This window comes from Lysinibacillus parviboronicapiens, assembly GCF_003049605.2.
GTDB lineage: Bacteria > Bacillota > Bacilli > Bacillales_A > Planococcaceae > Lysinibacillus > Lysinibacillus parviboronicapiens.
On sequence record NZ_CP073713.1, the window covers coordinates 1,905,833 to 1,922,580 of the forward strand.

Annotated in this window: 8 protein-coding genes and 1 pseudogene; 7 read left to right on the plus strand and 2 right to left on the minus strand. The window is 36.2% G+C overall.

The window, feature by feature from the left end; all coding sequences use genetic code 11:
- Positions 1-293: 293 nt before the first annotated feature.
- Complete coding sequence (locus tag C9J31_RS08995) at positions 294-1,316, minus strand: MBL fold metallo-hydrolase (protein ID WP_107948064.1); 1,023 nt, start codon at positions 1,314-1,316, stop codon at positions 294-296.
- Between the two features lie 167 nt (positions 1,317-1,483).
- On the opposite strand from C9J31_RS08995, the gene C9J31_RS09000 reads away from it, so the two are divergent.
- From C9J31_RS09000 to C9J31_RS09020, 5 genes are all read left to right on the plus strand, one after another.
- Positions 1,484-2,494 carry a fumarylacetoacetate hydrolase family protein gene (locus C9J31_RS09000; RefSeq protein WP_107948062.1) on the plus strand — a complete coding sequence of 337 codons (1,011 nt, stop codon included), beginning with the start codon at positions 1,484-1,486 and terminating at the stop codon, positions 2,492-2,494.
- A gap of 93 nt (positions 2,495-2,587) precedes the next feature.
- Positions 2,588-3,169, plus strand: coding sequence for a TetR/AcrR family transcriptional regulator (locus tag C9J31_RS09005; RefSeq protein ID WP_010859047.1), 582 nt, complete (start codon positions 2,588-2,590; stop codon positions 3,167-3,169).
- 249 nt (positions 3,170-3,418) lie between these two features.
- Positions 3,419-4,360, plus strand: a complete 942-nt coding sequence (locus C9J31_RS09010) for a hypothetical protein (RefSeq protein ID WP_107948060.1) — start codon at positions 3,419-3,421, stop codon at positions 4,358-4,360.
- A gap of 560 nt (positions 4,361-4,920) precedes the next feature.
- The gene (locus C9J31_RS09015) at positions 4,921-5,070 is read left to right on the plus strand and encodes a hypothetical protein (protein ID WP_193766998.1); all 150 of its coding nucleotides are present in this window, start codon (positions 4,921-4,923) and stop codon (positions 5,068-5,070) included.
- A 443-nt stretch (positions 5,071-5,513) separates the two neighbouring features.
- Positions 5,514-13,121, plus strand: coding sequence for a non-ribosomal peptide synthetase (locus C9J31_RS09020; RefSeq protein WP_107948059.1), 7,608 nt, complete (start codon positions 5,514-5,516; stop codon positions 13,119-13,121).
- Between the two features lie 598 nt (positions 13,122-13,719).
- On the opposite strand, the pseudogene C9J31_RS23575 reads toward C9J31_RS09020, so the two are convergent.
- Positions 13,720-13,902 (minus strand): annotated as a pseudogene (locus tag C9J31_RS23575) (class A beta-lactamase); the annotation flags it as partial.
- Between the two features lie 39 nt (positions 13,903-13,941).
- On the opposite strand from C9J31_RS23575, the gene C9J31_RS09025 reads away from it, so the two are divergent.
- Both C9J31_RS09025 and C9J31_RS09030 read left to right on the plus strand, forming a co-directional pair.
- Positions 13,942-15,071, plus strand: a protein-coding gene (locus C9J31_RS09025; protein WP_107948057.1) for an IS3 family transposase whose coding sequence is annotated in 2 segments (ribosomal slippage) — positions 13,942-14,188 and positions 14,188-15,071 — 1,131 coding nt in all. Because the reading frame shifts where the segments join, the coding sequence is not laid out codon by codon here.
- A gap of 379 nt (positions 15,072-15,450) precedes the next feature.
- On the plus strand, positions 15,451-16,326 hold the full coding sequence (locus C9J31_RS09030) for a helix-turn-helix domain-containing protein (RefSeq protein ID WP_107948055.1): 876 nt from the start codon (positions 15,451-15,453) through the stop codon (positions 16,324-16,326).
- Positions 16,327-16,748 lie beyond the last annotated feature (422 nt).

Below are 16,748 nucleotides of genomic sequence, written 5' to 3' on the forward strand. Positions count from 1 at the left end.
TGTTTTAGGTTTTAAAATTACATAACTTTATTGTCTTTTAAACAAAATCCCAGTCTGCTTGTTGGTCTTTGAGCAAAAATAAGCATGGTTTACGAGTTGCCCAGCTTCGATTAATACAGAGCGTGTGAGCCTCAATAAACTTTACTATTTAGTAAAGAAGCCTATTTTTATAAAATGTTAACAGGATCCTTTATCCAATTTATCCATTACACATTACATTTAACAGTGAGACAGGTAGATACTTTCTTGTATTTGTGGTAAGAGATGTACCAATCCAATAGTCTCTGCAGATGCTATTCTTGCCACACGCTCATGGGGTCCCATTGCTTGATCCGATCGCCATATTTCTCGTGCAAAAAAGCTTTCATGCCTTCCAGTTTTGTAGGAACCTCATTCCAATTTGGAAGAGATGGCAACCCCCGTTTGCTTTTTAGGAGGATATCCACCGTAACATACAAACGTTCTGGCTGAATCCAATGAAGGAAGCGAGAAATATCGATTTGCTTGGTCAGAGACAAGGAATCAATCTCGTCATTGTAATGCTTGTTGAACTCACTAATCAGGTTCAAGAGGTAGTCTCTCTGCTCCTTCACGAAGTCCAGGCCGCAGATTGCGCCATGTCCTGGAACAACGATTTCGGGTTTAATGTCATCAATAATGCGATCAAGCACTTTAATCCAGTTAAGGGTCCCCTCTTCACTGTATGCCGTACAACCGTTAAACACAACATCGCCGGCGAACAGCACTTTTTCTTTTGGCATCCACAACAGCAAGTCACTGTCAGAATGGGCCGGAGCTACATTGTAAATCATAATTTCAGTATCGCCAAGACGTATGTTGATATCGTCCTTTATCTCAATATTCGGGTGCACCCATTCTACGCCCTCCAGGTCGAATCCTTCAAATTCCGCTGCAAAAAATTGCTCGCCCTGAGTCGATTCCGGAGAATTCTTCCCTCTTTTGATGATGCTATCCATCCAGGCGATATTTTCGGTAAGACGCTCTCTGGCCGCTTCCTTGTGCATAATAATGCAGGCATCTTCAAATACTTTGTTCCCCCAGGCATGGTCGCTGTTATAGTGCGAGTTCACCACATAGGCGGGAGAGCCGCCATTGCTTACTTCCTTAAAAGCATCTCGCATTTCTCGCGCATGGAACAAATCGAAGAACGTGTCATACACCAGGCCTTCACCTTTGTTGATAAACCCGGCATTGGCCCAACTGATACCACGATACGGCGAAATACCGGCAAAGACGCCATCTGCGACTTCAAAAAATTTAACCCGAGGTTTTTGGATAATACTTCTATACTTCATAACAATTCTCCTTTGCGTATATGTTTTTTGGGGTTAGTCACACTGACTATATCTGTATAATAGAGAATAGAAAATAAAAATGCAAGCGAGTACTTGCATGCATTCGCTCTATGCAATATGATAATAACTGAACAACATCACATTACATGGATGGAGGCGCTACAAACATGAAACTGGTAACCTTTCACACCAAGACTTCGAGAGAACGTTTGTTTGGGATTGTCATTAACGAGAAATTTGTCGTGTCTTTTGCCGCAATCATGAAAAAGCAGGGGACATTCGTTGACAGTCTACAAAGTATGGACAGCTATCTACAACATTTGCCGGCAAGCCATGCTGCCGCTAAGGAGCTGATGCAATATGCTGTTGGTCAGCCGCATCAATTCAATGAAAATGAAATCTGTCCAATTGCCGCGGTAAAACTGCTGCCGCCGATTCTGAACCCGGCTGCGCTTATTGATTTCGGGTTGACGCCAAGACATCTGAGAAATGCTGGCATAAATCTGCTACAAAGAGAATACACAGGGGCGGAAAGAGAAGAGTTTAAACGAAAAATTTCCAAAAAATTCCAGCGGGAACCGAATAAAGTAACTTTCAGTTATTACAAGTGTAACCATAATGCATTGATTGGCGATGGGGCTACAATTCATTGGCCTTCGTACTCTTCTTACCTGGATATCGAACCGGAGCTGGCCTTTGTTACAGGGAAGGGGAACTGCATTGCTGGTTATGTTATTTTTAACGACAGTACTGCTCGCGATGTGCAGTGGCCTGATTTTCAGGCGTTGACCGGACCAACGCGGTGCAAAGATTTTGATTACAGCAAAGGAATAGGACCATTTCTGGTTACGCTGGATGAAATCGATAACCCGCTGGCACTGGATGTGGATGTACGCATCGGAGAGAGACTGCACTGGAAGGGAAGCACATCCGAGTATTCCGCGCACCCTGCAAAAGTGATGGAGGAGGTTCTCAAAGTTTTTACGCCGCTCCCGGGCACGATTATAGGAATGGGGACGATACCGGATTGCTGCGCAATCGAGACCGAACAATGGCTGTTGCCCTCTGACCGAATCCAGATTACGTTCGATAAATTAGGCACGCTCACGCAATTGGTGCCTGATCATGTCAAGATTACGGAAGCAAGTCGCTGGGAAAAAAGAAGTGATTTACCTTAAATAAACGTTTATGAAGATGATGAACCCCGAACCCTATTTGCATTGCATAACTTGTAGTATAATAGGTTTAACATATGCAAAAGGAGTAATACAATGCATACTTCAGACAGAATCATTGAAGCCGCGACACGGCTCATAAAAAAGAATGGCTATCGGGGAGTAAGCACCAAAGCCATTGCAGCGGAAGCTAAAGTCAATGAATCTACGATTTTCCGGCATTTTGGAAGCAAGCAAGGAATACTGGAAGCCATCATTGAAAGACATTCGGATATCCCGCAATTTGAGAAACTGTTAAAAGAGGAGGCGACCGATAATCCGGAAGTCGACCTGCTGAATGTAAGCCGGCAGTACCGCTTGTTTTTCCATAAAAATGTGGACATAATTTTGATTGGCATCCGCGACAAAGGAATTTTCCCCGAATTGGACAGGGTGCTGACCGATCCGCCGGTGAAGCTGCACTCTTTGCTGGTTGAATATTTTGAACGACTGCAGAAGAAAAAAATTATAGCTAGACAGGATGCGCGTCTTGCCGCCATGTCTTTTCTCTCGACGTGCTACGGCTTTCAGATGAGCGAGCTGATTCACCAGCAATATCAGTCCCAACTCGTCACCGAGGAAGAGTTCTACAAGTACATTGTCTCATCGTTTGTTAAAGGATTAATGTCTCAGTCATAAAAAGGGCACTGAGTGTCATATTGAGACAGTAAGAAAACACCTTATTTTACAGCCAGTTGACGGTATTGAACCGGCGACTGGTTGTTTATATTTTTTTGTCTAAATTAGAAGTGAATCATTTCCTATTTATAGAATATTGGGATAGATGGAAGGTGGGGTTAGCTTGTCTATACATCTTTCGAGACATATTTATTATCGTTAATACCCGTTAATACCTGTTAATACACTTATTCACTTCAAGTTGGGGAAATGGAACACTTTCGCTCACTAATAGACAATCACCCCAACGTAAGCAAGAACCACTATTATACAATTGCTGGTACTAATACAGGACCATTTCTATCTGCACTCTGGATGGGTGGGCTATATCTTTCCGATCCAAATGATGGATTAGTGAAAGAGGTAAGCACTAAGTTATCTTACGGAACACATTTATTTACCGATACCTCACTTGACCATGACCGTATTCGCATGGGATCTGCAGTATTTTCTAGATTGGAACAGTATTTACAGTCTGCTTCTACTGCTCATATCGTTGAAAACAATGAATACTTTTCTCAATCTGATACGTTTCAAGAGTTGGATGCTTCTCATTATTTTTATGGAGGAAAGTTACAATCGTCAAACGATGTGACACATTCTTTTTATGTGGATGCTACACTCGGTAATGTTAAATTATGGACAGGATTAACTAGTGATAAGATAGAGTTGTTATCTCCTTTAGGAAAAAAATATACCAACCAGACAATCAAATCCATGGAAGAAGCCTCCTTCTTTAATGGCGGAGTACCCCATACATTTACTGACGTTATTTCTGAGAAGGGGGAATGGAAGCTAAATATTAGCACGCAGGCAGGAGATAATGCGTATTTACTGGCAGTTCAACACGGGGGTCCATCTTTGATTAAGGTGAGTATTCCAACAGTAGCATTAGAAACGAATAATATCATTACAATGCAAGCTAATCAACAATTACAAAAACTTACTTTCGATGTACGAGTACTAGATCCAACAGGTAAAGATATTGCTTCTTCTCTACAAATCCAAAAGGTTAATGAACAAAAATTTATGGTAAATTTTCCAGCGAATAAAAAGTCTGGTGTCTATAATATAACTTTAAATATTGCTGGTGAAACGATACAAGGTGAGCCATATAAAAGGACCATTGTTCGTTCTAAATATATAAAATAGACATTTGCAATAATTAGAAAAATATAATTTCAAAAATAGTTTATTAGTGTAGATGACACTAATAAACTATTTTTGTACTCTGAAGGGCAAATCCTATAGATTTATCAGACCAATTTAAAGCCAATTCCTTACAGGGATAGCTATAGGTGAAGGACCTACTGAAGCACTCTTTAAATTAGCTGATGAACGAATGTACATTTCAAAGAATACTGGGAAAAACAACCCAAAATCCGGTAGAAGCTTCTTAGGATTAATTCGTCACAGTTTTTCCAAATGTATTCCAATTTATTTGTGTTATTATAACTAATAATCGGTACCAAGATCGTATCAAGCAATCGCAACTTACATAATGTCGTTAATCGTCTTATTTCTATATAAGGTGGTTAAAGTGGAATTTATAGTAATAAATTAACCTTTTATTGTAAATCTTAAATGACACCGCTGTCACTTTTATTTCCCACTTGATTTAATGTAAAAATTTGACAATTTATTTCGTTCGTCATATACTATTCCCATGCTTTGCGATATATAAATATAAAACCTTGTCTAGGTAATAAAATGTGAGATGGGAAAAGCTTATATTCGAGCTTGGCCCAGCTTTAGTTGACACTTGTGTGGTTGCTATCGGCGATAAAGAGGATGCTTACGGTTATTCATTAACATCACAAGTACAATCTGAAATCGATAAAACTACGCTGTACCCGCTATAAACAGCGAACTAAGGGTTTATGTAGTAACGGAACAGAAATGGCAATAGGGCTCTAAACATCAAATATTTTATTTCTATTCCATTTTTAGTAACGGACGTAAAGATCCATTTTCAACTTCCTCTGGTGAGTGAAACGAATATCTTCCCATTATACCTATATGTGCATGTCCTACTGGAGAGAGTCTTTGTTTGATTACTTGAATAATTATAAAAGGGGCCATGCCACGACCAACTTCAAAATACTTTCGAGTTAGTCCTGAGTGTGCCGCTTAGGCAGTGTAACAAACCGAAGACTACCCGCTGAAGCTGTTTTATCCATCCTCTCTTCTCACATTCAAGAGTTTTTAGACACGTTTATATAGGCAAAACTATACATTTTAAACAAACACCCACATGTGTTATGTATTTTATTGGTAATATTTTTCGTTAATTAGGAGGGACAGTATGAACCGATTTGTTAAAGTAGAAAATGCCCAGTTGATAACCGAAGCTCAATACGATGTAACAGAAAATCAGAAAGTATTATGGTTTGCACGTCAAATGGACATAGAAGCCGGCATTTATAATGAACCCGTTTCTATACAAATAAAAGGGGACTTAGATCATAAAAGACTACAAAAGGCATTACAATATATTGTAGCGAAACACGTAGCGTTACAAATGAATATTGTATCTACGATTGACGGTCTGAAACAAATAAGGAAAGAACAATTTCATGTAGACATGGATTTTTATGATTGGTCTTCTTATCCTGGTGCCAAAAGAGATCAGATGTTGGACGAATCTTTGAAATCAAATCTTTACACAAGATTTGATTTAACCTCAGATGCCTTGTTTCGATTTAAATTGTATCAGTTGGAACCAAATGAATATCTCCTTCACATTATGTTCCATCATATTATTTTTGATGGATGGAGTTTAGGATTATTCCTGCAAGATTTAGAACAAGCTTATTCATTAGACCAAACTTTTGAAACAGAAAAAAACATTCATAGAATACAGATGTATGAAAAACTTGTACATAAACATCAAAATTATATTGGAACAGAGGATTATGTTACTTCTGAAAAATATTGGCGTGCAAGATTAGAAGGTACCTTACCGTGGAGTGAATTTCCAACAAGTTGCGCAAGGTCACTTGTACCAACATATCAAGGAGGTGCTTTACAATATGCAATAAAACCTACTTTATCTAACCTTATAAAACAATTTTCCAAGGAAAATCAAGTTAGCTCATACCGTGTATGGTTAAGCATCTATATTGTTTTATTAAATCAAATGACAAATCAGACAGACTTGGTAGTTGGCATGCCAATTAACACCAGAAGCCGTGACGAAGAAGCGCGAGAGGTATTTGGCTACTTTGTGAATACAGTTCCACTACGTATAGCATTTTCACCTACCGAAACATTTACAGAGTTAGTTCAAAAAGTGAATGACTCTGTAAAAGAAGCAATCGCACATAGAGATTATCCATTGGACCATTTGATTCAGCAAATTAAGAATCGAGAAGGAAATAACCCATCTTTATATTCAACAGTATTCAACATGGTGAAACTTCCGAATTTCAGAATGGAAGACTTAGAAACGAAAGTCATCACACATCAAAATCGAGTAAGTGTGTTTGATATGGTATGGCGATTAGTTCAAAACCAAAGTGATGCTTTAAATATTGAAATTGATTATAACTCTGGTATATATGATGAAAACGACATACAGAACTTTATAGATAGATTTCAACATTTACTACAGATATTGTTAGAAAACAGTGACATAGCTATATGCAATCTAGAATTGCTTTTACCACAGGATTATGATGTTTATCAAAACACATTGGCTGTGAAAAATGTGATGCCTATGACATTAGACCAACTCATCGATGAACAAGCGGATATACATCCAGATCGTATTGCTATAACGGTGGGTCAGCAAAATATCACTTATCAAGAGTTGCGGGTCTTGTCGAACCAAATGGCGCAAACTTTATTGCACCAAGGGTTTCAAAAACAAAATCGTGTAAGTATCATTATGAATCGTAGTATAGAAGCCGTTGTTTCCATGATTGGAGTATTAAAGGCAGGGGGTATCTATGTACCTGTGGAGCCGGATTTTCCTGTAGACCGGGTTCGTTTTATATTACAGGATAGTGAGTCAACTCATATTATTACAAGTCATAAGATTAGTTTACGACATATTCAACTAGAGCAACAAGTTATTTTATATGAAGATATGCCTAAACAATTCATTACTGAACAAGCGAAACGTACACATACAATGGAAGATGCAGCCTATGTCATTTATACATCTGGTTCTACTGGAAATCCTAAGGGTGTATTAATTCCTCATAAGGGAGTAATTCACTTTATACAATCCTTAAAAGATACGTATCATTTTCAGAAAAATCATGTACATCTACAATTTGCATCACTTATCTTTGATGCATCTGTCTGGGAAATCTATAGTAGCTTGTTAACTGGTGGAAGGCTTTATATTTTATCGGAGATAGAAAGAAAATCTTTCAATCACTTTATTGAGGCAATTCACAAACAACAAGTAAATTTTTGTCTTTTACCTACTGTATTTTTCCATACTTTAACGCAAGCGTCTCTTCATGACTTAGAAAAATTGCAATCACTAAACTATATATTTGTTGGTGGAGAGACATTGCTACCGGAAACAGTACGAAAATGGCAAGAAAAAGTAGATTTGAAAATTCCAATTGTAAATGCATATGGTCCAACAGAATCGACAGTTTGTGTGGCCACATATCCGATTATCAACAAAGTAGATGAAACACAAGCAAATATACCAATTGGGAAACAGTTATCTCATACAGAAATCTATATTTTGAACGAACAGCATCAAATTTGTCCGCCGTACGTACCTGGAGAGATTTATATTGGTGGGAGTAGCCTTGCACAGCAATATGTCAATCAACCTGATAAAACCAAAGAAGCATTTGTAACTGTAAATTTACCAACTTCGTCTAAGGCGAGACTATATAAAAGCGGTGATCAAGGTCGTATCACACAAGATGGACAAGTTGAATTTTTAGGACGTATAGATAACCAGGTGAAGATTCGTGGATATCGTATCGAATTAGAAGAAATAGAAGAGCAAATGCTCCAACACCCATCTATTCAACATGCATCTGTGATAGTTTATCAGAATAAAAATGGCAATCAGCAATTGATTGCTTTCTACATATTGCAAAAAGAGTCTATTGTGACTGCTGAAGATATCCAAGCATATCTTTCGGGAAAATTACCTTATTTTATGCTACCGAATTACATGCAAGATGTCGAGAAGTTTCCTTTAACACCGAGTGGCAAGATAGATTATAACTCATTACAAAAGCAAGCAGAGTCCTTATTAGAAAACCGTACCCATAGATATATCCCACCCAATACAGATACTGAAATACACTTACAGAATATCTGGGCAGAAGTTTTACAGATGAATTCTGAACAGATAAGTATCGAAGATGATTTTTTCAAAATTGGTGGACATTCTTTACTCACAGTCCAAGTCATTAATCGTATTCATGCCAGATTCCATGTACAGTTCAGTTTAAAAGACTTATATATATATCGAACGATTCATACATGTGCTGATTATATAGACCAATTAAATCCTTTAGATAAAGAAGTTGTAATACCGCAAATTCCTGAACAAACGTATTACCCGTTATCACATGCACAAAAAAGACTTTGGTTTTTATACAAAAGGTATCCAGAAGATAGAACGTATGACATCCCTGTCCTGGTAGAAATACAGCCCGGTATACAAATCAATATGTTGAACAAAGCTTTATATGAAGTTGTACAACGACATGAAATTTTTCGAACGGTTTTCATGGAAAAGCAAGGGGAGCCTGTGCAACACATACGAGAAGAAATATCTACGATAGCTAAACATGTGGATATTACCAGTATTAAAAAGAGTAAACAAGCAGCATATAGGATGAAGTGTATACAGGAGTTTGATTCTAAAGAGTTTGATTTAGAACAGGGTCCGTTATTCCGAACGATACTATTCACAGCGAGTGAAGATTGCTCTTGGTTATATTTGAATTTCCATCATATTATTATGGATGAATGGAGTTTACAACGCTTTCTAAAAGAGCTATTAGAGGTATATGAAGAAATATTACTAAATAAAAGCGTGCATGCTACCAAACCTACTGTTAGATATGTAGATTATGTAGCATGGCAATATAAACACCTTTCGTTAGGGACATGGGAATTAGAAAAACAATATTGGAAACAAGAGTTTCAAAACGTTCTACCTCAATTATCACTACCATATGATCGGATGCGTCCTAGTACTCCTTCGAACCATGGTGCGGTGCTTTCTAAGAAAATAGATCAGGTACATTTGGCAGGATTAAGAAAAATTGCACAACAAGAGGAAGTTTCACTATTCATATTGCTATTTACTGCTTATACACAATTTTTACAGCAGATATGTGGGCAGAACGACCTTATTGTAGGAACACCTGTGACAGGGAGACAACATACGGCATTTGAAGATGTACAAGGCTTTTTTGTCAACACAGTTGCAATTCGAGTAAATACAACCGATGCTTCCACAATGAAAGAATTGTGTGAAGTCGTAAAAGAAAAATGTCTTTTGGCATTCCAGCATCAAAACTATCCATTTGATAAGGTGATTGAAGTAGTAAACCCTGAACGAACAGCACATGATAATCCAATTTTCCAAACTATGTTTAGTTATCAACAGAACACAGCTCAACAACATAATTTGCATCGATTGGATATACAACCCGTGGAGCAAGCAATTAGTAAATTTGACTTATCCCTTACATTCTTAGAGTCAGAAGATGGCCTAGTTATGGATTTAGAATATAATACTGATTTGTTTGAAAGAACAACAATTTCACGTTTTGCAGAACAACTTTTGCAAACATTACAGATGATACAAACTGATTTTACTACATCCCTTTGTCAATTAAATATGTTGTGTAATACAGATAAAACTGTGTATCAAAAATTGAACGATACGTATATGGCGATGCCATCACATTCATCTATACAAGAACGTTTCTATCAGCAAGTATATAAAAGACCCGATTCGATCGCAATTTCTACAGAGGATAGTTCATATACCTATGAAGAGGTGAATCATTATTCTAATCAAATTGCCCATTATTTGATTGAAAAAGGAATGCAACTCAATGATGTAGCTGCCATTTTCTTAGAACGAAGTTTTGAAAGTATTGTATGTATGTTAGGGGTTCTCAAAGCTGGCGGTACCTATGTGCCAATTGATATTAAATATCCGCCAGAACGTGTATCGTATATTGTAAACGACAGTAAGGCAAAGCTGATTCTAACGAAAAATTCTCTAAAAAAAGAATCACTATCCCATTATGAGCAAGTAGCAGTAATAGAAGATATGTTAGCATCGTCTGCAATTCAAGACATCTTAAACAAAAACACAGCGGAAGACACAGCCTATATGATCTACACATCTGGATCGACGGGAAATCCGAAAGGTACATTACTCCGACATGCTGGCGTACTTAATTTAGTGGAATGGCGTTCACAAACATTCCATATAACAGAGCAAGATGTGTTATCTCAGTTTTACTCTCACAGTTTTGATTCGTCTGTTTCGGAAATTTTTTCGGCTTTATTAACTGGAGCAAGACTTCATCTATTAAATGAGGAACAACGTTTCTCCTCACAGGCATATTTCGATGCCGTTTCTACTTATAACATTACGATTTCAGATGTGGCGACAGCCTTTTTTAAACAATTAGCAAATGGAGTATCTTCAAAACAGCACATTCCATTAAAAAGTTTACGTGTGCTAATTATGGGAGGTGAAGCTGCGTCGGCAGAAGCTATTCGAAAATGGCAATCTGAAATGAGTGATACTGTACAGATTGTCAATGAATATGGACCTACGGAAACAACGGTTAGTTCGTTGTATTACTCTGTTTCTACAAAAGTGGATAGTACTGTTACCCAGATTCCTATTGGGAAGCCCATTGCAAATACAAAAGTCTATATCTTAAATGAAAACATGCAAATGTGTCCAATAGGTGTAATAGGAGAACTGTACATTGAGAGTGTTGGAACAGCAATCGGGTATGTAAATCAGCCAGATAGAACCAAACAATCATTTTTGTCTAACCCGTTTTCTACTGAAAATCATTCTATTTTATATCGGACAGGAGATCTAGTAAGACTAGCATTAAATGGAAGTGTAGAATATATGGGTAGACGTGATAGACAAGTGAAAATAAGAGGATATCGTATTGAACTAGGAGAAATTGAAGATGTACTGGTGCAAGAGCCTCGCATTCAACAAGCGGTGGTTTTACCTGATGCAGAAGGAAACGAATTACACGCATATTTCACTGTTTATAACCAATCTAAAATAAGTATTGAAGAAGCCTATAAGCATGTTTCCACTACTTTACCGGAATATATGGTGCCAAAAGGATATGTTTGTGTTTCAGAGATTCCTGTCACACAAAATGGCAAAATAGATGTTCAAAAACTACTAGGGCAGTATCAGATACAGTACCGGAAAAATAAAAATCATCAACCACCTGTTACAGAAACACAAAAGGTACTAGCTAACGTTTGGGCAGAAGTATTAAACATAAAAGACTTAAACATAAAAGATGATTTTTTTGCTCTAGGGGGGCACTCATTAAAAATTATGCCTACTTTGGTGAAACTAAAACCATACTTCCCTCACTTGCGCATACAGGATTTCTTTCACTATCGTACAATAGAAAAACTGGCTCGAAAAATAGATTCAGAAGCGCTTCAGCAAGAAAACAGTATAGCAGCAACTGTGGGTGAGCATAAAAAAGAAAATAATATTTATATAGATAAGCAAGAAAACAGTAAGAAATGGGATACATTAATACAAGTTTCACAACAGAAACTTCGTAGTATATTATTAACAGGCGGAACAGGTTTTCTTGGTTCCCATATTTTAGAGCAGTTATTATTACTACCTGATACAGTGATTTATTGCCTAGTTCGGAATCAAAAACAAACTTCAATGGAAAATAAAGTACGAGAAAAAATGGAGTTTTACTTTGGAGAGACTATTTTAGAAAAAATGAAACATCGCGTTCATATCATTGAAGGAGATTTGAGCAAAGAACATCTGGGTATTACACCAAATGTAAAAAAACAATTGATTCAAGAAATAGATACAATCATACACTGTGGAGGAGATGTGCGTCATTATGGAGATAGAGAACATTTTATCCAAGTTAATGTGGAATCTACTAAATACTTATTAGAACTGAGTAAAGACGCACGGGCACGTTTTCATTATATTTCAACAATTAGCATTTCTGGACATGCTCCTCATGATGCTAAAGAATTTTTGTTCTCTGAACGAGACTTTGACAGAGGACAGCAGTTAGATAATGTGTATATAGAAAGTAAATTTTTGGCAGAAAAATTAGTCAGAGAAGCAATAAAAGAAGGCGTGCCAGCAACAGTGTATCGTGTGGGAAACCTAGTAGGGCATACACTTGACGGAAGGTTTCAAGAGAATATAGAAGGTAATGCTTTTTATCGTGTGATAAAAGCTATCTTGTTACTACAAGTTGCACCGGACATTCATACGTATATTGATCTAGTACCAATCGATTTTGGTAGTAAAGCTATTGTACAATTGGCATGTACAAAGGAAACTGAAGGGGAAACTTTCCACATTTGTAATCCTGTTCAAATTGAATGGAAACCGTTTGTTGAATATCTGAAACAGAGCGGTCATCCTATTAAAATTGTCGATACTGAACAATTTATGAATTTATTTAAAGACTATACATTGTCTGATAAACAAAAATATGCTTTGGAATTGATGGTGCCTTTACTAGAAGAAACAGCTGAAAATTCTTTATCAATCCCAACGTGTCAAGATACGCAACGTTTTTTACAAGAAGTTGGTGTGGTATGCGAATTACCTGATGCAAAGTTTGTATCTAATTTGATAGATTACGGATCCAGTATAGGGTTTTTCCCCTCTAGCAGAGAACATACTACGGTTTAAATGACGATTAAAATGAGGTATGCACATGATAAATTGAATGATTATTCGGCATGGTAAAAGGGGCACCTTAATCTGAAGAAAGCATTTTCTATTGGATTAAAACAATTATGTCTGAAAGAGGCTGGGACAAAACAACTTACCTCAAAAATGAAAAGCCTCGAAGATTTTACGATTAGTAAAATCTTCGAGGCTTTGTTTTTTTAGTCTACTTCGTAGTCATTTTTCTCCGCTACGGCGGACGCTTTCTGCGGGCACGGCTCCAGCCTTCTCCTTCGCTTCGCTCAGTCCGGGTGCTTCCGCTCGTGCTGTTCCCGCAGGAGTCGCCGCCTCATAGCCGTGTACTTAAGCTAATTCAATGATTTTTAATAAAAAGTGCCTCTTTTTTCTTAAGTTGTTGGACATGGGGTCATACCAACAAAACGCGAACTTCGTACGCTAAGCAAATTTCGACAATGAAAAAGCCAATTTCCTGTACGCTAAGGAAATTGGCTTTTAGTTGTTTTTTTCATAAGGAAGTAGTGTCAGGAAATCGCATATTTACAATGTTAAGCGATTTTTTATAAAAAAGATGATAGTATTTTTTAGTAATTCATTCCCGTTACTTGTTGTTTGGAGTGGATTTAAAAACATTCATTACAACCTTTGTTGCCTGTGCAATAAGCTCATCGTTATAAGTTGCATCCTGTTTATCGCGACTGGATAGTATTGCAAGAACGATTGGTTCTCTGTTAGGCGGCCAAACAATCGCAATGTCATTGCGTGTTCCGTAACCTCCCCCGCCTAGTACACTTAGACTACCAACTTAAAGGAGCGTGCTACTATGTCACGTCAACGTCGAACTTTTACATCTGAATTTAAATTACAATTAGTGAAGCTTTATGAAAATGGAAAATCTCGTGCTGATATTGCCCGAGAATACGATATAACGCCTTCGGCTTTAGACCGCTGGATTAAAAACCATCAAGAAACCGGTTCATTCGCTGCCAAAGATAATCGCTCTGAAGAAGATAACGAACTAGCTCGATTACGCAAAGAAAACCAACGTTTACTGATGGAGAATGATATTTTAAAGCAAGCAGCGCTGATCATGGGACGAAAATAGATGTGATTCGAAATAACGCTCACAAATATTCAGTATCAGCAATGTGTGACGTCCTTGATATTCCGAAAAGTACGTATTACTATCATGTCGATGTTTGTGGCAAATGTGCGCTAAAAACTGAAGATAAAGAGATTTCCAAAGAGATTGCTCGTATTTTCAAAGAAAGCCGTAACAACTATGGTACGCGTAAAATCAAGAAAGAACTAAGTAAATTACCAGAGCCAAAGCACGTATCACGTCGTCGAATTGGTCGTTTAATGAAAGGTATTGGACTAGTATCAAACTATACAGTAGCACAGTATAAGCCGTATAAATCAACATGTAATGAAGCGCCGGTAAAAAATGAGTTACAGCGTCAATTTGAGCAAGAAAAGCCGTTGGCTGTCATCGTGAGTGATTTAACATATGTCCGTGTCGGAACAAAATGGCATTATGTATGCTTATTTGTCGACCTTTTCAATCGTGAAATTATTGGCTGTAGTGCTGGTTCAAATAAGACAGCAGAGCTGGTTTATCAAGCGCTAGTAAGTATTAGAGGTAACTTGAACGACATTCAAATGTTTCATACAGACCGAGGAAAAGAGTGTGATAATAAGCTCATTTCAAAAGCCCTAGAAACATTCGGAATCCAGCGATCCTTAAGCATGAAGGGATGCCCTTATGATAACGCCGTGGCTGAAGCGATGTTTAAGGTATTTAAAACAGAATTCGCTAACGGTGCACATTTCTCTACTCTTGAAAAGCTCGCTCTTGAACTTGATGATTATGTTCATTGGTTCAATAACATTCGAATTCACGGAACACTAGGCTATTTAACACCTGTGGAATTCAAGCAACAGACCTTATAATTTTTGTCCGGTTTAGTGTTGACATACCACCCTTTTCTTATATGACTATAAGACAGCATTCCTGCAATAAATACTAGCACTATATCATTCTGGGGTCTCGCCAACATTTCGGGAATTGCAAAATAGTGGCGAAAAATTAAACGTTTTCACCACTATTTGTATTAAAAACTTATTAAATTTCTAAAATTATATTGATGATCCAATTGTTTCTATAAACATTGAATAACTTTCAGAACCGATAATGTAAATTACAGTTAGCAAATACAAAAACTTCGATTTTTTCATATGTTACATCCCTTCTTATATTATAATTACATTATAATATAAGAAGTTAAATTATTTATTTATTTGTAATATATGACAAAAAGGGTGGGGCTAAATGAATTATGGAAGTACTTTTAGAAAATTAAGATTATATAAAGGGTATAATCTTGAGTTCGTGGCAAAAGGAATTGTATCAGTTTCATATTTATCAAAGTTTGAAAGAAATGAATCCGAAATCACTTTACCAAAAATCTTAGAATTACTTAACAGAATAAATGTCAAATTTAATGAATTTATTATTATAAATAATGAATTCAAAGCCAATGGATTAGAATTATTGCTGGAAAATTTAAGGGAATCATACTTGCAGGGGAATGTAAAAGCTTTAAATAGACTAATAGATGACGAGAATTCTAAATTTGAAAATACAGGATTACTAACTCATAAATTAAATAGTATAATGATTCAGGCCATTTGTTTGGATCTTACTCAAAGAAGAGTAGAAAAAAAGGATATTGAATTAATAATAGATTATTTATGGAAAGTAGAAATATGGGGGGAGTATGAAATAATTCTGTACGGAAACACATTGCATATTTTAGAAGTAGATTCAGTAATAATGTTATCGTCTGAACTTATAAAGAAAAGTATGCTTTTCAAAAAAATGATAAGTTATCGTCGTGATATGTACGGAATTTTTTTTAATACAATTAGAGTGTGTTTAGAATACAATAAACTAAAAGAAGTAGAATTATATTTAAATATTTTAAAAAGTGAAGATATAAAAGAGTCATTCATATTAGAAAAGATAATATTAAACTTTTACGACGCTATATTTAAAATGCATAACAAATATGATGAAGGTCTAGCAATTGCTGAGCGTTGTATACATATATTTGAGGAAGTTGAAGCCTTTAATTATGCTTTAAACTATGAGGAATATCTAAAAAAGTTTATAAAAAAACTCTCTAAAAATACAGTAAGTTATTAATATCGTATCTGTTTTTTTGAATTCCAACACTTATTAAATAATTTGGTTATTTTATAAAACCAAATTATTTAATAAGTGTTTTTTTATAAAAAATAGCTATTAAAAAGTATATGACGCTCAATTGTAATATAGAGGAAAAAAATCAATAAATTTTTTTTCTTGTTAAAGTTAACAGTGTAAATAAAATAGCTTTTCAGAGATTCCGCTGAATACGAAAAATAATATAAGGAGGTGATATACATGAAAACAAAAAATCAATTTACTGTAGAGAAAACTACAGCTGCTGTAGTTAACTTAGATTTAACTATTTTAGGTGGTTCTCGTCCACGAACTAACTAAACCAAATAACTTTAACAAATTTTAACCTTAAGTTTTTTATACTATAAATACTTAAAATTTTGTTATTCAGCGGAATCTCTGAG

Bases quoted from the DNA above. Each gene is read 5' to 3' on its own strand.
- C9J31_RS09000 (WP_107948062.1), top strand. From the start codon at position 1,484: ATGAAACTGGTAACCTTTCACACCAAGACTTCGAGAGAACGTTTGTTT.
- C9J31_RS08995 (WP_107948064.1), bottom strand. From the start codon at position 1,316: ATGAAGTATAGAAGTATTATCCAAAAACCTCGGGTTAAATTTTTTGAA.
- C9J31_RS09020 (WP_107948059.1), top strand. From the start codon at position 5,514: ATGAACCGATTTGTTAAAGTAGAAAATGCCCAGTTGATAACCGAAGCT.
- C9J31_RS09030 (WP_107948055.1), top strand. From the start codon at position 15,451: ATGAATTATGGAAGTACTTTTAGAAAATTAAGATTATATAAAGGGTAT.
- C9J31_RS09010 (WP_107948060.1), top strand. From the start codon at position 3,419: ATGGAACACTTTCGCTCACTAATAGACAATCACCCCAACGTAAGCAAG.
- C9J31_RS09005 (WP_010859047.1), top strand. From the start codon at position 2,588: ATGCATACTTCAGACAGAATCATTGAAGCCGCGACACGGCTCATAAAA.